Raw genomic sequence first — 17,421 nt, forward strand, 5'->3', positions numbered from 1 at the left:
TTACTCTTCCTCCTTGCCTAAATAGGCTTCTATTACTGCCGGATTATCCTGCACAAATTGGGGAATTCCTTCCGCAATTTTTTTGCCAAAGTTAAGTACCACCAATTTATCACAAATGTTCATTACTAAGCCCATATCGTGTTCGATCAGGATAATGGCTGTGCCCAGACTCTGGATTTTCTTTATTAGCACTTGTAGATCATCCGTCTCACTCTCATTCATGCCAGCGGCTGGTTCATCAAGGAGGAGTAAGTGGGGCTGAGATGCTAAGGCTCTGGCAATTTCCAAGCGGCGTTGCTTGCCATAGGGTAAGGCTGCTGCGAGGGAAGTTTCATCTTTACCGATCCCTACCAAATGTAGCAATTCTCTTGCTTTCTCGCGAGTGTTTTTTTCTTCTTGCTGCTGGGCCTTAGTATGCCACAAGCCTTGCCATAGACCGGCTCTAGTACGGCAATGTGCACCTACAAGTACATTATCTAAAGCCGTGAGATGACCGAACAACCGGATGTTTTGAAAGGTTCTAGCAATGCCGAGCTCCGTAATTTTATGAGGCTTTAAACCGACCAAGGGACGATTTTGATAAAGTATCTTACCGGAACTGGGTGGCAATACACCGGTAATCAAATTGAATAAAGTAGTCTTGCCAGCACCGTTCGGCCCAATGACTCCGACAATTTCTCCTGGGTTGACGGTGAAATTTACATCTGCTAAGGCCATCAGACCTCCGAATTGTTTTGTTACTTGCTCAACTGCTAAGGTCATTTTGTCGCCCTCCTCGGAAGTTCCTCTTGCTTAGAAGCTAGTGGTTTTGCGGTAAGTTTTTTTTGCCAAAAGCGCAAAGTATCTTCGCTAATAAGCCCTTGAGGGCGAAAAGCCATCATAATCACCAAAATACCGCCATAAATCATTTCCCGATACTCCGTAGCAAAGCGCAGTACTTCAGGCAATAATGTGAGGATTACTGAACCTAAGAGGGGGCCCCAGACCACATCGCTACCACCAAGAACAGCAAATAGCAAGATTTCTACGGCTCGATGGTAAGCAAAATCCTTTGGACCAATATAAAAGGTGATATGAGCGGCCAAACCACCAGCAATACCAGCCACAAAAGCACCCATAAAAAATGCTAATAGTTTATAGTAGCGAGTATCAATACCTGAAACTTCCGCAGCGTGCTCATCTGCTTTAATCGCAGCAAAGGCTCTGCCGAGGCGAGAAGTACTTAAGCGTAATGCAAAAAAGACCAAGAACCCTAAAATCAATGCAAGAATAAGAATGACGGAAATGCTGCCTAACTGCCGTACGCTGATTCCACCAATCCCTGCTGCTAATCCCATAGAAGCGAGTCCTTTACTGAGCATGACACTCATCGAAGGAATACCTGAAAGACCTAACGCACCATTCGTGATACCAAGGTTTAGAATGATTACCCGCACAACTTCACCAAAACCAAGGGTAGCAATTGCTAAATAGATGCCCCGTAATCTGGTGGTAGGAATACCAATCACCGCTGCCATCAGGCACGCAGCAGCACCACCGATTGGAACAGCTACATAAAGGGGTACGCCAGCCTTCAAGGTCAGAAGTGCCGAAACATAGGCTCCAATACTCATAAATCCAGCATTCCCTAAGGATAATTGCCCTGTTGATAGGGTCAGATAGATGCTAATGCCCAGAATCGCATTGATGATAATAAACATTATGATTTGCAAATAATAGGGATTCAATAAAAAATCCATGTCTATCGTCCTCCTTGCTGCTCTTGACTGCCAAAAAGCCCTTGGGGACGTATAAATAGCAATACAATAATTAATCCAAAGGCTACTGCATCTCGATAAGAAGAGACGCCATAAGCCACGCTGAATACTTCTGCCACACCGAGTAGTAATCCGCCAACCATGGCTCCAGTAATGTTACCTAAGCCTCCTAGAATCAATACTGCCAGCCCCTTGAATCCCATTGTGATTCCCATGGTTGGTTCGATCGCATTAAATGCCAAACCGACAAGAACTCCTGCACCGCCCCCCAAGGCGGATGCCAACATCACCGTTAATACAATGATTTTTTGTGTATCAACACCTAACAGATTCGCCGTTTCAATATTTTCCGCTGTAGCGCGAATTGACTTGCCTAGTTGCGTCTTTGACAACCAGAAACGTAGTACTAACATCAAACCAAAGGAAATGGCTAAAATTAGTATTTGCACTGCGGAGATTTTAAGTCCGCCTATCTCAAAAATTTGGGTGGAATAGACTGGGGGAAAAGATTGGGCCTCAGGGCCAAACAGGCGAAGTGCCAAGCTCTCTAAGAAAATAGATACCCCAATTGTGCTAATTAGTGGAGCCAGTTCTGACACTTTGCGGCGCCGGAGTGGCCTAAGTGCCAGCCGCTCCATTAAGTATCCCAGCCCAGCTCCAGCCACCATGGCTCCTAATAAGGCACCAAAAATACCAATATTGAATTTTGTAGCTAGAATCAAGCCAATAAAGGCCCCAAACATAAAGATTTCACCATGAGCCATATTAACGATATTCAGTACACCGAAGATCAAAGTATATCCTAAAGCAATCAAAGCATAGGTACTGCCTAGCGTGACGCCGTTAACCATTTGCTGCCAAAACAAGGTAAATCCCCCCAGTCAAACTTGCCTACTGATTATTTTAATTCCGTGAACTGACCATCTTTTACGACGAGTACAGTAACATCCATGGCTGGATTACGTTTTTCATCAAATGAAAATTTACCCGTCACACCAGAATAATCTTTTATCGTAGCTAATGTATCTCGTAATTTTTTGGAGTCAGTTACAGATCCTGATTTTTCAATTGCGATTGCCATGATTTGCAATGCATCATATGCCTGTGCGGCAAATTGGTCAGGCTCTTTATTATATTTCGCTTTATAAGCCGCAATGAAATTCTTAACCTTTGCATCATCTTTTCCTGGGAACCAAGGGCTAGCTACAACAGCACCATTTGCTGCACTGCCAGCGGATTTGATAAGCTGAGGTGAATTAAACCCATTGTTGCCGATAATGGGAACTGTGATCCCAATTTCCCGTGCTTTTTTTAGAATCAGTGCTCCTTCTTGATACAGTCCAGCGACTACCACGGCATCAGGATTAAGGGTAGCTATTTTGGTCAACTGAGCAGAGAAGTCCGTATTTTTATCTTGAAAAGTCTCTACGGCAATCATTTCAATTCCATTTTCCTTCAATGCTTTTTCAAAAATCTTAAAACCTGCAACCCCTAAATCGTTATTATCGGAATACATCACAGCTACTTTTTTCAAATTATATTTTTCTTTGGCCTTTTTTACCGATTGAGGTATAGCCGCGAACTCCGGCAAAGAATTACGGAAAACATAATCACCAATTTCAGTAATTCCTTCTACCGTCAAAGAGGTTCCCATGATAGGTATGCCTTCTTGATTGACAATGGGGCCAACGGCAAACATTTCACCGCTAAGTGTTGGGCCAATAATTCCTAATACATTGTCTTTATGAATCAGCTTATTTACTGCATTAATTGCTTCATTTTTCTCGCCCTTAGAATCTTCAAAAATAAGTTCTAGTTTCACTTTTCCATTGGCGTTGATCTCATCTCTCGATAACTCTAAACCTTGACGAATGGATTCACCATATGCCGCGCCAGCTCCTGTAAGGTAAGAAACAACTCCTAACTTCGCGGTCCCTTTAGCAGAGGTCTGATCTTGGGTAGCTGGCTTTTCACTGCTACTACAGCCTCCAATTAGAATCATCAATGAAAGTACTAGAAAGCTCACGATCCAATTCTTTTTCAACATTTGTTTTTTCCCTATCATTTTTCTTCTCCACCTTTCCTTATACCTAATTTACACTTTGCCAAATCACCGCTACGTTCTATCATTACAAAACAAAAAGCCCCTATCGATGCTTTTGAAAGCATCGATAGGGGCGACGATACGCGGTACCACCCTACATTAGACTCATAACGCCTGTTAATCAACAGACTTCCGAATAACGCTCGGCAGCGCTTTTGCTTACCAATACCTGCAGGTATTATTTCACCAAAAGAGTTCCTAGGTGAGAAGACTGCAACAATGTTACTCTGGCTCACACCACCCGCCAGCTCTCTGAAGTACTTATTGATTGCATCGCTCCTAGTCATTACTTTTTAGTATTAAGTTTGTCGAAATTACAAGATTGATTAAACCTTGTAATATTATATACATTATCACAGGACATTGATCTTTTGTCAATAGCGTTAAACTTATTGTAAGTTTTAAAACTATGTAATTTTGTAAATGTACTATTCGAGACGAAGGGACGGAGAATCTTATGTATTAGTAAAATAATACTTATAATGTAAAAGTTAGCAGGGATTAGCATTTATCCAAGAGAAGCTATAACGTGAAATTTGCAAATAATTCTTGGAGGTAAAAGAATGACTGACCCAAGGATATATTGGAATAAACAGTACATAGCCAGCGACAATAAAAGAGTTACATACGACCTATGGTTGGATAAATATAAACATATCTTAAATGCTTCAAAAGATACTCCAATAATTGATCTAGGCTGTGGGCTTGGAAATGATACAATGTACTTGTATGAACGCCATTACGAGATTATTTCCTGTGACTATTCGGAGGAAGCGTTAAAGAAGCTAGAACTTTTTATAGATGATCCGGTTACAAAACTTTTTGATATGAAGGATGGATTACCTTTTGAAAGTGAGAGTGTAAAAGTAATTATTGCAGATCTGTCATTGCATTATTTCTCCTGGGCTGAAACTAGAGAGATAGTGAATGAAATAAAAAGAGTTTTAAAAGAAGACGGCTTTTTATTATTAAGAGTTAACTCAGTTAAAGATACTAACTATGGAGCGGGTAAAGGCATTACAATAGAGAAGAATTACTATAATATAGACGGAAATCTAAAACGTTTTTTTGATAAGGAGCAATTAGAAAAACTTTTTGTAGAGTGGGATGTTGAATATATAAAAGAATATGAAATGAATCGATATACAAATAGTAAAATGCTTTGGGAGATGGCTGTGAAAAAGGTGAACGATTAAGACGTATAACTGTAATTCGAATCATCCTTCAAAATAAATACTCCTGCAAAGAGCTTAGCTTTGCAGGAGTATTATGCCTTATAAGTATATGGCAGACATGGGCAAGATGAATTTTCTATAGGTTTTGGTTGTTCATTAGGATTGAGGAGCTTTGACTGTTAACCACTGTTGTGTTTTTTGACCTTTTGGCAGCATATGGGCGTCAAACCACATGTAGTAGAATTTTTCTACTGGATTAACAACGTAGCCGTCCTGGAAGTGATCTGCAGTATCATAAGAGTCTGCTAAGATAAGGACATCATCTGCTACTGTCTCTGTTCCCATAGTATCATAGCCGATAATAACTCTCCAATGTCCACCCCAATCAATATTTTCCACCATTATAGGAGTATTATTTTTTAAGTTCGAGGTTACAAATTCTTTAAAATCGGTAACGCTTGAAAAAGTCGTGCCATCTTTCTTAGCTGTAGTTAGACTGGATTTAACATCCCAACCAATAGACTTGAAGAATGTAACCATCCCACTCGTATCCGTACCGATTGCCTTTTTTGTGCCCATTATTTTGGCGATCTTAAGTTCATCCCATTTTGTGTCCCCTGAATAATACAGCACAGTTAAAGCAGCTGCGGGACCGCAAGTGATTTCTGTTGTTTGCTGATAGGTTTTATAATTTGGTAGGATTGTTAACGTATCCGTTGATTTCATATTGTAAAAATCGACAACTTTGTAATAGGGAGAGTCTTTAACATTACCCACACCGCTATAGGAAGATGCACCTTCACTAGTAAGATCATAGCCGGAAGGATAAGGAATAACACTATTTTCTGCAAAAACCATATTCGCCGCACCAAAACTAATTCCTAAAAAAATGTAAGTAAGTAGTAAATACAATCGTATCTTCACGTTATCACTCCATTCTTAAGTTTAGTCGTTGTTAGTCTTTCATACATTGTAATGCTGATTCCTCTCGTTTATGCTACCGTTTCCTGCGTTATTACAAAAAATCGAATTTATATCGGAAATGTACTTTCTAACATTCTCTTGTTTTCGGCTAAAACTCAAACTTAATCGGCCTCAAAAACAAATCCAGTAATTTTTCTTTTGGATCTGCATTCTCAAAAATAATTTCGTAGAGAGCATCACAAATCGGAAGTTCTACTTCATATTTCTGTGCTAAATGCCTTACTGCTTCTAGTGTAGAAACACCTTCCGCTAATTTATCAAATTTTTCACCACTTACAAAGGCTTGCCCAAATCTTCGATTGTTGCTATGCGGAGAAAAGAGTGTTGCCTCATAATCTCCCAAATGACTTAATCCGTAGATCGTTGTATCATTACCGCCCATGGCTCTCACAAGACGTGATATTTCTCTTGTGCCTCGTGACATGAGTGCACCTTTCAAACTGCTATAGCATAACCCATCTAACATTCCTGCCGCTAGTCCTATCACATTTTTCGCAGCAGCCCCAATCTCATTTCCAATTAGATCTTGACCATAATAGAACCGTATTAAGGAACTGTTGAATTCTTCCACTATTTTTTTTGTTACCTCAATGTCATCAGAACCGATTACCATACAATTAGGTATTTCCTTAACAAAATCCTGTACATGGCCTGGACCTACCCAAATTGCTATGTTTTGGCTCCTTCCCATTTCCTCACTAAATACTTGCGATAATCTTTTGCCACTGTTGGCTTCGATGCCTTTCATACATAAGATAAATATTTTATTACCTAACTCTTGCAGTAAGCTTATCTCATGTGCAAATGAGCGTAACTCCTGAGCGCTAATTGAAATAATAATGATCTCACCAAAAGATACTGCTGCTTCTAATGAATTACTTAATAGAATATCTTGTGGTAATGTTAGATAATCGTTCGCTCTAGATTCTTTTAGTTTTAAATAATTCTTGGAATTTTCTCTGCCCCATAACATTACCTGATGCCCAACTCGATTCGCATACCAAGCTAAAAAGGTCCCCCAACGGCCGCATCCTAATACAGTAACCTTCACTACGTCACCATCCTATCATCATCACTCAAATATTATCAAAATCCATTGATTATCGTACTATTTAAGTTCTCTAAGTTTCCAGTAATTATTCCATAAGCTCATCAGCGTTTCCTGCTGAAGCAATCACAATAGATACCAAAGTAATTCTTGTGTCCTTCTTATAATTTAATTTTACTGGTGCAATGGTTGGCAGGAAAGAGGATACAATAGGAAGAAACAGAGTTGCATAGTACTTTTGAGTCAGTTCAATAGGGATTCTGCAATAACGATGAGGAGGGGCTACAATGAATCGTATATCTTTCTGCAGGAAATGGATGATGTCCACTGTTTTGATGTTCACTATGCTGCTCATTTCAGGGCAGGCGATGGCCGAGGGTAGGGGCGAGAATCAGGATGTCGTTCAATTACAAATTCTAAGTATCAATGACTTTCATGGTGCATTAACGGAAAGTGGTAAGAATCCGGGAGCGGCTAAAATGGCAGCTTATATTGAGAAAGCCAGGGATCAGAACCCGAAAGGAAGTATAGTCGTCAGTGCCGGAGACATGTTTCAAGGCAGCCCCGATTCCAACCTTCTGTATGGGAAAACAGTGGTTGATGTAATGAACTATACACACTTCGATGCTATGACCCTTGGGAATCATGAATTTGACTGGGGCATTGATGTGTTAAAACAGCGTATTCAGCAATCGGCTTTTCCGTATATTTGCGCCAATGTAATTGATAAGCGGACAGGGAAACCAGCTGATTTTGTAAAACCCTACATTGTGTTAGAACGTAAAGGAGTAAAAATCGGTATAATCGGTATCGCTACACCGGAAACGGCTTATAAAACCAATCCGAAAATGATAGAAAATTACACTTTTGCAGATCCTATCGCAACAGTCAACAAGTTAGTTCCCGTATTAAAAAAACAAGGTGTACAAATCATCATAGCGTTGACTCATCTTGGCAGCGAAATGGATAGTCAGGGAAATCTTCATGGAGACGCCGTTCAGCTGGCCCAGGAGGTAGATGGATTGGATGCCGTTATCTCAGGACATTCCCATCAGGAGGTATTTGGTCAGGTACATAGTGTGCCAGTGGTGCAAGCCTATTATAATGGTCGGGCAGTAGGAAAGATTGATATTACCTATAATAAGAGAAACAGAAAGGTTGAAACTGCGGTTGCCAGTGTTACAACCCTTTCTTCTATGGATCAGCTAACCGATCAACAAGTCAAAGCAATGATTGAGGATTCACAAAAGGAAATAGCACCCGTTAAAAATATTGTGGTAGGTCATACTCTCAATGCCTTGCCCCATGACCGCAATGAAATGGCCCAAACGACTTTAGGCCAGTGGGTAACGGATACGTTAAGACAGACGGCAGGCGCGGATATTGCTTTTCAAAATACGGGAGGACTGCGTACCGGGATTATGTCCGGAGACATTACCATGGGCAATCTTTATGAGGTTATGCCCTTTGACAATACTTTGTTCACGGTAGAGATGACCGGTGCACAGGTTATGCAAGTCCTTGAATATGGCATCGGCAATAAAAAAATAGGCATGCTACAGTATTCGGGTTTAAAAATAGCCTATGAAACGCTTTCTCCGGCAGGGGTACGTATTGCCGCTGTGATGGCAACAGACGGTACTTTGCTGCAATCAGAGAAAAAATACAAAGTTGTCATCAATGATTTCATGGCCGTTGGCGGTGATGGATTTACCATGTTCCGGGAAGGGACGAATCTGCATGATACGGGTATTCCTGTTAGGGATATTATCGCTGAAGCTTTACGCAAGCAGCAAGTCATTGACTTTTTGCCAGATGACCGGTGGCAGGCGGCACCTTCCAGTGAGCTTCAGGATGCAGCCTGATCCCATATACCTGAAATAGAAACCTTGCCTTGGTAAAATAATGTATATAAATCAGTAAAGGGAAGCTACCCATAATCTGTCTTAGTATTAGATTAAGGGTAGCTTCCCTTTAGATTTGACATGGCGATCAAATAAGAACAATTTAGAGTTAACATCTCTAATAAAACTAAACTGTTCTGTGTCCCAATCGTGAACAAACAAATGATATAATACTCGTATAAATTGTTAGGCTGTGGTCATTGTGGTTTGATTCAGGTTCTAGCGCAGTATGGCAGTCTAATAGAATTAGGTAGGTAAAGTATATGAAGTATAAATGGACGATTGGTGAAATGGCAAAACTGTTCGATGTGTCAACCGATACGTTGCGCTATTATGAGAAGGCCGGATTACTTTCGTCGGGCAGACACCGCGATAATGGGTACCGGTATTATTCCTATGATGACCTTGTAGTTCTTTTGGATATTTTACTTTTCCGTAATCTAGAGGTAGCCGTTAAAGATATTCGATCGATGGTAACAACGATGGATCTTGGAGATATTAAACAGATACTGATACAAAATGAGAGACTTGTTGAGGAGAAAATTGAAGCTTTAATTAGGCAAAGGACACTGCTCGCGCAAATGACTGCCCAATATGAACTATGTGAACAGCATCTCGGCAAGTTTTCGATTGTTCCGGCGCCCACATTTAAATGCAAATTTTGGAGCGCACAGGAGGAGGATCTGCTTACGATTATTCGTCAATATAAGAAGCCGGATCGGACTTGGCTGAATACGATTCGCTATACTTTGCTGCTGCCGCTGGACGAACTGCTCAATAATCGGAGTTTTGATTTGGCGCAAATTGGCATCAGCTTTGATGAAGATACGCTGAGCAGACTTGATGTTTCTGAGCAACAAGAGTTCTCTGCTTTGCCGGCAAAGGATTGCCTGTATACGGTATTGGGTACAGATTATTCCAGTCAAGAAAATGCGGTGCTGGTTGAAGCACTGGCTTGGCTGAAAGAGCAGGGCAGGCAAGTTGAGGGGCCTTTGCTTGGACGATACCTGGCAAGTGTTCATAAAGACGGTCTTGATTACTACGAAATTTGGATTGTATTACATTCTACTTGACCTTGGAGTTGCTCCAAGGTTTATTCTTTTGTATAGGGGTGAGCTATATGAAAGAAAATATTTTGGGTACAGAAAGTATTAACAAGTTATTTTTACACTACAGTATTCCGACCATTGCAGCCATGTTGTTTTTAGGCTTGAATACAATTGTGGACGGATTATTTGTAGGCCACTATATAGGGGCCGATGCTTTGGCTTCTGTTAATATTGCGATGCCTTTCAGCAGTTTCTTGTTTGCACTTAGTGTGGTTATTGGCATTGGGACACAAAGTTTGATTGGCAGAAAACTGGGGGCGGGCAGTGTCGTGGAAGCTAATAACGCCTTTACAACAGCGGTGGTGCTCGCAGTTGGAGCTTCGCTGCTGTTTACGGCAGCCGCTGTGGTCTTTCCTGTACAGATTGCGTATTTTCTGGGGGCCAATGAACATTTAATGCCGCAGGTAGCGGCATATATTCGTTATTTAGGGATGTTTCTGCCCTTTCTGGCGCTCATGATGGTGTTGGATTATGTGCTCAAGACGACGGCTATGCCTGTTTATGCCATGCTGGCTCTGGTGGTTGCCGTCAGCAGTCATATATTACTGAATTGGCTTCTTCTTGCCAAGCTGGCATTGGGTATTAAAGGGGCGGCGATTGCTACTGGGATTGCCTATAGTATTGCATTTGGTATGGCAATCTTGCCGTTTTTTCGCAAAAAGGCAGTGCTAAAACCGTTTGCCGGCAGTTTTGATAAACATACAGCCCGCCATATTCTCTACAGCGGTTCATCAGAAGGGTTAAGTGAGATGGGAACAGGGATTACCACTTTTTTATTTAATATTACGCTGATGCGTTATGTGGGAGAAATGGGGGTGGCTGCCTTTACGGTCATTAGTTACTTGTCGTTTATTGGCAACAATGTACTCCTCGGGTTATCCGACGGCGTAGGAGCGATCATCAGCTACAATTACGGCAGCCGTCAGATGGCACGGGTAAAAAAAGCCTTAAAGCTGGTTTCTGCTACTGCTTTTGTAATTGGCTTGGTAATTTTTATTGCGATTTTTGTTTTTAGCAAAGAAGTCATTGCGCTATTTTTAAATGACGGACATGAAGAGGTGCTTGCGTTTGCTGTGTATGGTGCCAAAATGTATGCATTTGCCTTTCTGGTAAATGGCTTAAATATTGTTGCAGCCGGTTATTTTACTGCCATTGGCACTCCGAAGCAGGCGGTATTCATCGCTTTGAGCAAAGGGATCATATGGATAGCGGTCGGCATTACTGTGTTGCCGCTTTTGCTTGGTATTCATGGCATCTGGCTGACGGTACCCATAGCAGAGATTGTTACCGCTGTGTTGTCTGGATTCTTACTGTATCGACATTTTAAACATCAAACTCCCAATAAATAAAGAATACTACTCACAATCTACCTGATTAGTAGATTATGGGTAGTTTCTCATTTACACTTAAATAATAAAATGATTCTGCCTCCTTTTTATGGGAATAGCGATCTGAATCTTGGGGCAATTTATAATTATTATCACTCTTTAGTAGGGGGAACTTATGGATAGTTTTACATTGATTCGGCAGCTTCGACTTCAAGCTTCGGATATTAAAGACCAACTATGGATGCAGAATTTTCTAACCGCTCACTGGTGGCTCATAGCAATCACGATTGCTGCTTCCTATATTATTTGGTGGAAGTTTGTGGACAAACGCCGTGTAATCGAGATACTTCTCTTTGGCTCGTATATTGCCGTTTGCCGACTTATCTTTGATAATTGGGGCATTTCTTCAGGACGCTGGACTTATACCTTCGACCTACTTCCAATTGGATATAGTCTATTTTTAAATGACCTAACTGTGGTGCCTCTTTTTCTTATGTTAGTCTATCAGTATTCTCTTGACTGGAAAACCTTCTTAGTTTGGCTTTTAATAGTCCAAGGCATTTTCTCATTTGCGCTTTTGCCGCTTCTTACTTATTTGGGCATCCTTAAAATATATAACTGGACCTACTATGGTTCATTTATTTTTATGCTGGTAACAGCAATCGTGATGAGAGCTATCATGATTTTCGGACTGAGTCTCCAAAAGGAAAGTAGAGTGAATCATCCAGTACCAAGCCCTTCTACACTCGTATCACAACCTGCGATGAAACCAATGGAAACCAATGATGATGGAAAAGAAGGACACTAAAATGGTCTTTTTTTTTGCCCCAAAGCATAGAAGAGAGTTATCGACTTCTTTGCATGTCATATGACTGTCATATCCTTCCTGTAAAATAAACAATGCTTTAAGTATATTCGGTTAGGTACAATTGCTTGATTGGCAGTCTCCAAAGTGATCGATAGTTTGCTGATAATCTCTATATCTTTCTGCAGATGTTATAGTAATCTATAAATGATATAGTTAAATTTAAAAAAACAATAGGATAAGTAGAAAAGAATGTTCTATTATAAGGAGTAGTAAAACTTGAAAAAAAGATTGATAATAATTGTTGTTTATCTAATTAGTTTAAGTAGTTTACCCTTTTTCCATTCAACAGGATATGCACAGGAGGCGGAGCAAGTTGAGGCGATAACTAAGCAAATAGAGGCAAGACCCAACTCTGCCATTCTATATTTTTTACGTGGATTTCAGTATGCAGAGGCAAAGCAATACCATCTTGCAGTCAATGACTATAGTAAGGCAATCGAATTGCAGCCTCAAGGATCGCTGTTTTACATTTGTCGTGCCTATTCCTATTCCGAGCTGAAAAAGTATGATATGGCGATGACTGATTGTAATAGGGCGATTGATTTAGACCCGAAGAATGCTGAATATTATTCGGAGCGTGGCTATACAGAATGGAAAATCGGTAATTTCTCTCGATCGATTGATGATTTTACAAAAGCCATTGAATTAAACCCTGCTGCTCATTTTTATGATGGTCGTGGAAATGCATACGGATGTATGGGGAAATATAATGAGGCCATTCGTGATTTTGAAAAAGCCGTACAATTAAATCCCAAAGAAGGCATGGCATATTTTAATCTAGCGCAAGCTTATGATCAATTAGGGGATAAGGAACGCGCTCTCTCAAATTATCAGCAGGCATCTGAAATCGGAGTTCCAAATCTATCCGAGGCAGGCCAAGTAAAACTTGAGGCACGTTTAAATGGAGATTGGAGTAATTTTAAGGAATGGATATAGAATAAAGAGGTGAAACATTGAAGATGACTTGGTAAAATAAGTTTACAGTGTAAAAATTTAAAAGGATTTAGCATTTATGAAAGAGAAGATATCCATAATCTACCTTGTTAGTAGATTTATGGGTATCTTCTCTTTAGATTTGCATAACGATGAAATAAAGGAATTTAAAGTTAGCCCTCTAAGAGAGGCCAATATATTATTGAAGGAGGAATAAAAAATGCCATTTGTTAATTTAAAACTGGTTAAAGGACAAACAACTTCAGAACAAAAAAAGCTAATAATAGAAGGTATAACTGATTTAATTGTAAATATCATGGGTCGAGACAGGAATTTTACTGTAATCACAATTGATGAACTAGAGAAGGATCAATGGGCTATCGGAGGGGAAACCTTTGATCATTTATCTTTTGAAAAAAGGATAGTGTCCTTTGTAAATATTAAGGTTTCGAAAGGAACAACTAATCCTAATGAAATGGAGCGAATGATGAAAGCTACCAAAGAATTAATGATAAGTATTTTAGGAACATGCGATGAAACTAGTTACTTTATAATTGATGAGCTTAATCCAGATGGCTGGGGATTTGATGGAATGTCAATGTCTGAGCGCAATAAAGGGTAATATAACAGGAGGAATAATGATGGACATTAAAGAAATGAAAGAGTATCGAAAAAAGTATAATTTGAAACTTGTTGAAGCTGATGACTTCTTTAAGGAATTTGGAGCATTGGATGATAATACATATTCTGCTGGTGCGATTGATAAAAAGCACAAAGAACTTATGGGATTAGCCATTTCAGTAGTTAGCCGTTGCAACGAGTGTATTTGTTATCATATAGAAGGTTGTATAAATGCTAAAGCAAATGTAGACGAGATTATGGAAGCAATAAAGATTGGCGTTATTGGTGGCGGTTCTATAACTTATCCTAATGCGAGATTCGCTATGAAAGTATTAGAAGAATTTACATCGTTGGAAATATAGAAAACTCATACGGGGAGTGTCGGAGTGTGCGTAGGTTAATTTGTTTCGTAATGGTTATTAATATTTTGCTGATTTTCATGCCGGGAAAATCATATTGTGCCGAATCCAAGGTTGAACTAGATTGGGACTACTTGACTCATGCGAGCTTCAAAGATCGTTATATTGATACGGTATCGCTACATATACTTGAAAATATTTCGAAAAAAGAGAATAGGTCTATCTATAGAGGCATTACAATTACTCGGCCGTATGGGTACATAAATAATGATAATCATCAGAGGAAAGACAGTTCCGCAGTCGGTGTCGGGCCTGTTTACATGATTCGCAATGAAAAAAAGCTTTCTGGAAAACTATCTGAAGCATTAGATATGAGCGGCGGATTTATTGTATATGACAAAACATTTCCGGCTGAAGGAAGACCTTATAATTTTATGTGGCGGATCGGGCCTCGATTCATTTATAAAATCAGCGAGAACTCTTCCGTAAGTATCGGGTATATGCTAATGCATGTTTCCAATGGTTTTAGAGCTCATAATCCTGGATATAACGGCCAAGGATTTTCAGTGGGCTTTGTGGAAAAATTTTAAGTGGAATACATAAAAAAAACTGCTCCGGCGAAGTGAACTGAACCTCTAAAAAAGAAGTATGATTATAATATAAAGAATTAGCACGAGTTAGCAATTTCTAAAGAGAAGCTAGCCAGAATCTACTTACTTGTAGATTCTGGCTAGCTTCTCTTTTAGATATTGAAATAGTAGTCAAATATAGAAAATTTCAAGTTATCATTTAATAGGAACAACTAACCTGCCCCCGTGTCTCATGTAGGGTTACTCCAAATTTAAGGTAGCTTTTCGATATTCGAGATCAAATACTCAATAAAATATTTGCTCGCAATTGGCAAACTAGTTTTATCTTTGAAGCCGATAGCAATTGTTCTGAGAATAGGGGGATCAACCGGCAGCATGACAATATCATAATTCGTGCGACGTAGCACAAGCTCTGCCAAAATGCTGATACCCAATCCTGCTTCTACCATTGTCATGATAGCATAATCGTCATGGATACAAAATTTTATGTTTGGTTCTAAATTGCAAGCATGAAACGCTTCCATAGGTTCACTAAAATGACCTTCCTCTAACAAAATAAATGGCTCGTTCACTATCTCATGCAAAGTAACAGTACTATGGGAAGCCAATCTATGATTTGCTGGCAAAATCGCTAACATGCTTCCTTCTTTTATAGTAATTGTATGGAAATCAGTTACGGCAGGAGGAGTGATAAAGCCGAAATCTACAGCCCCAACTTTTATCCACTCCTGTATAGAACTATAATCTCCTTGATGAAGAATAAATTGCACATTAGGATAAAGTACTTGAAACTCTTTTATTAGCTGTGGCATCCAGTGGCAGGAAATACTTGAAATCGTACCTATGCGGATGACTCCTGTTTCTAAGCCTTTTATCTCGTTTGCTTTTTCCTGCATGGCTTGATATTGAAGAATGGTTCTCTGAATAAATGGATATAAATCTGCGCCCTCTAATGTCAGCTTTACCCCCACACGGGAACGATATAGCAATGTAATAGACAATTCATCTTCTAACGATGAGATCATCTGGCTCATAGCAGATTGCGTGTATCCAAGGGCTTCCGCTGCCTTGGTAAAGCTCCCAAGCTCCACAATTTTTTGCAGTGCAAAATATCGGTTCATAGTTTTACGAATCACCTTTTCTAATGTTTATATAAGATATATTTGTTTTACTTATATTAAAGAGCAGTATATACTACATAATAAAAAAACACAAGAAAAGGTGATGAAATATGTCTTTTGAAAAAGTTAAAAAATATTTTGACGGAGTTGGTTTAGGTCAGCGTGTCGTGGAACGGGAACAGATCGGCGCCACAGTGGAACAGGCGGCGGTGTCGATTGGTTGTGAGCCGGCACGGATTGCAAAAACAATGTCGGTTTTTCTCGATGAGAAAGCTGCTCTGATTGTAATGGCAGGTGACGCCAAAATAGATAACGCAAAATATAAAGCCTGCCTTCAGCAAAAAGCAAAAATGATACCTGGCGAACTGGTAGAAACCTATATAGGCCATTTTCCGGGCGCGGTTTGCCCTTTTGCTGTCAAGGTCGGTGTACGTGTATTTCTGGATGTATCCCTCAAACGCTTCGACATTATATATACGGCTGGAGGCAGCTTAAACAGCACAGTAAAATTATCGTTAGAAGAGCTTGAAACCCATTCCGCATCTGCAGGCTGGATCGATGTGTGCAAGGGATGGTTTGTAAATTAAAATGAATAGTAAACGTGCGCTTACTGTATCCATCTTGGCAAGAGGAGTCTTTGTGAAAAGAGGCTATTGCTTAATTCAATAATAAGAAAGGTGGTAAATGAACGAATGAAATACTATGTTGTAGATGCATTTGCAGAAGAAATTTTTGAGGGAAACCCTGCCGGTATCTGTGTTTTAGAGAACTGGCTATCAGGCGAGCTTATGCAGAAAATCGCAATGGAAAACAATCTTTCTGAAACAGCGTTTGCGGTCAAGGAAAATAACAGTTACCGTCTGCGTTGGTTTACTCCCGGTGGAGAGATTGACCTTTGCGGCCATGCAACATTGGCAACCGCATTTGTACTGGCAAATTTTGTAGAAACGGCTTCAACTGAATTTGTTTTTGAAACGCTTAGCGGGAAAATAACTGTAGTACGCAAAGGTGATTTATACGAGATGGATTTTCCCGCTTATCATTTGTCACCTGTGCCTGTTACTGATAAAATGACAGAAGCGATAGGTGTACGTCCGGTGGAAGCATGGATGGGCCGGGACTTGGTTTGCGTATTAGAAGAAGAAAATCAAGTCTTTGATGCACAGCCTGATCAGGCAAAACTAAAGACGCTCGATGGTCTGCTGCTGCAATTGACGGCAAAAGGGACAGAATATGACTGTGTTACCCGCAGTTTTGCCCCCAAATTAGGTGTGGAAGAAGATCCAGTTTGTGGTTCTGGCCATTGCCATGTGATACCTTTGTGGGCTAAGAAATTAGGAAAAAATACGCTGGTAGCCCGTCAAGCCTCCCGACGTGGTGGCACTTTGTATTGTCAGGATTGCGGCGAGCGGATAAAAATTTCAGGTAAAGCCGTCCTATATGCTACGGCGGAGCTCCATATTAAATGAGGTAAACAAAATGTCAGTAGAAAGAGTAAAGTCTTCTCTGCGATTTTATCC

At 40.1% G+C, this 17,421-nt stretch carries 19 protein-coding genes; 11 read left to right on the forward strand and 8 right to left on the reverse strand.

Annotation, left to right across the window (positions count from 1 at the left end; genetic code table 11):
* The 5 genes from UFO1_RS22820 to UFO1_RS22840 are packed head-to-tail and all read right to left on the reverse strand — an operon-like array spanning position 1 to position 4,097.
* Positions 1–762 carry an ABC transporter ATP-binding protein gene (locus UFO1_RS22820; RefSeq protein ID WP_038674461.1) on the reverse strand — a complete coding sequence of 254 codons (762 nt, stop codon included), beginning with the start codon at positions 760–762 and terminating at the stop codon, positions 1–3.
* Positions 759–1,739: a branched-chain amino acid ABC transporter permease gene (locus UFO1_RS22825; protein WP_038674463.1), complete on the reverse strand. Its 981-nt coding sequence runs from the start codon at positions 1,737–1,739 to the stop codon at positions 759–761. Before UFO1_RS22825 ends, UFO1_RS22820 begins: the two co-directional genes overlap by 4 nt.
* Before the next feature lie 2 nt (positions 1,740–1,741).
* Entirely contained in the window at positions 1,742–2,623 is an 882-nt protein-coding gene (locus UFO1_RS22830; protein ID WP_038674464.1) for a branched-chain amino acid ABC transporter permease, read from the reverse strand.
* 32 nt (positions 2,624–2,655) lie between these two features.
* Entirely contained in the window at positions 2,656–3,822 is a 1,167-nt protein-coding gene (locus tag UFO1_RS22835) for an ABC transporter substrate-binding protein (RefSeq protein WP_038674465.1), read from the reverse strand.
* Positions 3,819–4,097 (reverse strand): hypothetical protein, encoded by a 279-nt coding sequence (locus tag UFO1_RS22840; RefSeq protein ID WP_038674467.1) that lies wholly within the window; start codon positions 4,095–4,097, stop codon positions 3,819–3,821. The genes UFO1_RS22835 and UFO1_RS22840 overlap by 4 nt, the downstream gene beginning before the upstream one ends.
* Positions 4,098–4,424: 327 nt before the next feature.
* Here UFO1_RS22840 and UFO1_RS22845 point away from each other — a divergent pair, with 327 nt between their 5' ends.
* Positions 4,425–5,057, forward strand: coding sequence for a class I SAM-dependent methyltransferase (locus tag UFO1_RS22845; RefSeq protein WP_038674469.1), 633 nt, complete (start codon positions 4,425–4,427; stop codon positions 5,055–5,057).
* Between the two features lie 135 nt (positions 5,058–5,192).
* On the opposite strand, the gene UFO1_RS22850 is transcribed toward UFO1_RS22845, so the two are convergent.
* Together UFO1_RS22850 and UFO1_RS22855 are read right to left on the reverse strand one after the other, a co-directional pair.
* Entirely contained in the window at positions 5,193–5,960 is a 768-nt protein-coding gene (locus tag UFO1_RS22850) for a C39 family peptidase (RefSeq protein WP_038674471.1), read from the reverse strand.
* A gap of 148 nt (positions 5,961–6,108) precedes the next feature.
* Positions 6,109–7,071 (reverse strand): NAD(P)H-dependent glycerol-3-phosphate dehydrogenase, encoded by a 963-nt coding sequence (locus tag UFO1_RS22855; protein ID WP_038674472.1) that lies wholly within the window; start codon positions 7,069–7,071, stop codon positions 6,109–6,111.
* A 284-nt stretch (positions 7,072–7,355) separates the two neighbouring features.
* Here UFO1_RS22855 and UFO1_RS22860 point away from each other — a divergent pair, with 284 nt between their 5' ends.
* From UFO1_RS22860 to UFO1_RS22895, 8 genes are all read left to right on the forward strand, one after another.
* Positions 7,356–8,933: a bifunctional UDP-sugar hydrolase/5'-nucleotidase gene (locus UFO1_RS22860; RefSeq protein WP_051789056.1), complete on the forward strand. Its 1,578-nt coding sequence runs from the start codon at positions 7,356–7,358 to the stop codon at positions 8,931–8,933.
* 302 nt (positions 8,934–9,235) lie between these two features.
* On the forward strand, positions 9,236–10,045 hold the full coding sequence (locus tag UFO1_RS22865; RefSeq protein ID WP_038674474.1) for a MerR family transcriptional regulator: 810 nt from the start codon (positions 9,236–9,238) through the stop codon (positions 10,043–10,045).
* Positions 10,046–10,092: 47 nt separating this feature from the next.
* Complete coding sequence (locus tag UFO1_RS22870; RefSeq protein ID WP_038674476.1) at positions 10,093–11,430, forward strand: MATE family efflux transporter; 1,338 nt, start codon at positions 10,093–10,095, stop codon at positions 11,428–11,430.
* A 154-nt stretch (positions 11,431–11,584) separates the two neighbouring features.
* A complete protein-coding gene (locus tag UFO1_RS22875) occupies positions 11,585–12,217 on the forward strand; it encodes a CBO0543 family protein (protein ID WP_051789057.1) in 633 nt (210 codons plus the stop codon).
* Between the two features lie 276 nt (positions 12,218–12,493).
* On the forward strand, positions 12,494–13,213 hold the full coding sequence (locus tag UFO1_RS22880; protein ID WP_038674477.1) for a tetratricopeptide repeat protein: 720 nt from the start codon (positions 12,494–12,496) through the stop codon (positions 13,211–13,213).
* A 217-nt stretch (positions 13,214–13,430) separates the two neighbouring features.
* Positions 13,431–13,832, forward strand: a complete 402-nt coding sequence (locus UFO1_RS22885) for a 2-hydroxymuconate tautomerase family protein (protein ID WP_038674479.1) — start codon at positions 13,431–13,433, stop codon at positions 13,830–13,832.
* Between the two features lie 16 nt (positions 13,833–13,848).
* Positions 13,849–14,193, forward strand: a complete 345-nt coding sequence (locus UFO1_RS22890) for a carboxymuconolactone decarboxylase family protein (protein ID WP_236639285.1) — start codon at positions 13,849–13,851, stop codon at positions 14,191–14,193.
* Positions 14,194–14,219: 26 nt separating this feature from the next.
* The gene (locus tag UFO1_RS22895) at positions 14,220–14,780 is read left to right on the forward strand and encodes an acyloxyacyl hydrolase (protein ID WP_038674483.1); all 561 of its coding nucleotides are present in this window, start codon (positions 14,220–14,222) and stop codon (positions 14,778–14,780) included.
* A 251-nt stretch (positions 14,781–15,031) separates the two neighbouring features.
* On the opposite strand, the gene UFO1_RS22900 is transcribed toward UFO1_RS22895, so the two are convergent.
* Positions 15,032–15,901, reverse strand: a complete 870-nt coding sequence (locus tag UFO1_RS22900) for a LysR family transcriptional regulator (RefSeq protein ID WP_038674485.1) — start codon at positions 15,899–15,901, stop codon at positions 15,032–15,034.
* A gap of 110 nt (positions 15,902–16,011) precedes the next feature.
* Between UFO1_RS22900 and UFO1_RS22905 the strand changes: the two genes are divergently transcribed.
* Complete coding sequence (locus UFO1_RS22905; protein ID WP_038674486.1) at positions 16,012–16,488, forward strand: YbaK/EbsC family protein; 477 nt, start codon at positions 16,012–16,014, stop codon at positions 16,486–16,488.
* A 105-nt stretch (positions 16,489–16,593) separates the two neighbouring features.
* Positions 16,594–17,370 carry a PhzF family phenazine biosynthesis protein gene (locus tag UFO1_RS22910; RefSeq protein WP_038674488.1) on the forward strand — a complete coding sequence of 259 codons (777 nt, stop codon included), beginning with the start codon at positions 16,594–16,596 and terminating at the stop codon, positions 17,368–17,370.
* Positions 17,371–17,421: the final 51 nt, after the last annotated feature.

This window comes from Pelosinus sp. UFO1, assembly GCF_000725345.1.
Classification (GTDB): domain Bacteria; phylum Bacillota; class Negativicutes; order DSM-13327; family DSM-13327; genus Pelosinus.

What these genes read in the sequence shown, in the direction of transcription:
- UFO1_RS22890 (WP_236639285.1), top strand. Translation starts at nt 13,849, where the DNA reads ATGATGGACATTAAAGAAATGAAAGAGTATCGAAAAAAGTATAATTTG.
- UFO1_RS22835 (WP_038674465.1), bottom strand. Translation starts at nt 3,822, where the DNA reads ATGATAGGGAAAAAACAAATGTTGAAAAAGAATTGGATCGTGAGCTTT.
- UFO1_RS22825 (WP_038674463.1), bottom strand. Translation starts at nt 1,739, where the DNA reads ATGGATTTTTTATTGAATCCCTATTATTTGCAAATCATAATGTTTATT.
- UFO1_RS22870 (WP_038674476.1), top strand. Translation starts at nt 10,093, where the DNA reads ATGAAAGAAAATATTTTGGGTACAGAAAGTATTAACAAGTTATTTTTA.
- UFO1_RS22860 (WP_051789056.1), top strand. Translation starts at nt 7,356, where the DNA reads ATGAATCGTATATCTTTCTGCAGGAAATGGATGATGTCCACTGTTTTG.
- UFO1_RS22865 (WP_038674474.1), top strand. Translation starts at nt 9,236, where the DNA reads ATGAAGTATAAATGGACGATTGGTGAAATGGCAAAACTGTTCGATGTG.
- UFO1_RS22900 (WP_038674485.1), bottom strand. Translation starts at nt 15,901, where the DNA reads ATGAACCGATATTTTGCACTGCAAAAAATTGTGGAGCTTGGGAGCTTT.
- UFO1_RS22885 (WP_038674479.1), top strand. Translation starts at nt 13,431, where the DNA reads ATGCCATTTGTTAATTTAAAACTGGTTAAAGGACAAACAACTTCAGAA.
- UFO1_RS22875 (WP_051789057.1), top strand. Translation starts at nt 11,585, where the DNA reads ATGGATAGTTTTACATTGATTCGGCAGCTTCGACTTCAAGCTTCGGAT.
- UFO1_RS22845 (WP_038674469.1), top strand. Translation starts at nt 4,425, where the DNA reads ATGACTGACCCAAGGATATATTGGAATAAACAGTACATAGCCAGCGAC.
- UFO1_RS22910 (WP_038674488.1), top strand. Translation starts at nt 16,594, where the DNA reads ATGAAATACTATGTTGTAGATGCATTTGCAGAAGAAATTTTTGAGGGA.
- UFO1_RS22820 (WP_038674461.1), bottom strand. Translation starts at nt 762, where the DNA reads ATGACCTTAGCAGTTGAGCAAGTAACAAAACAATTCGGAGGTCTGATG.
- UFO1_RS22905 (WP_038674486.1), top strand. Translation starts at nt 16,012, where the DNA reads ATGTCTTTTGAAAAAGTTAAAAAATATTTTGACGGAGTTGGTTTAGGT.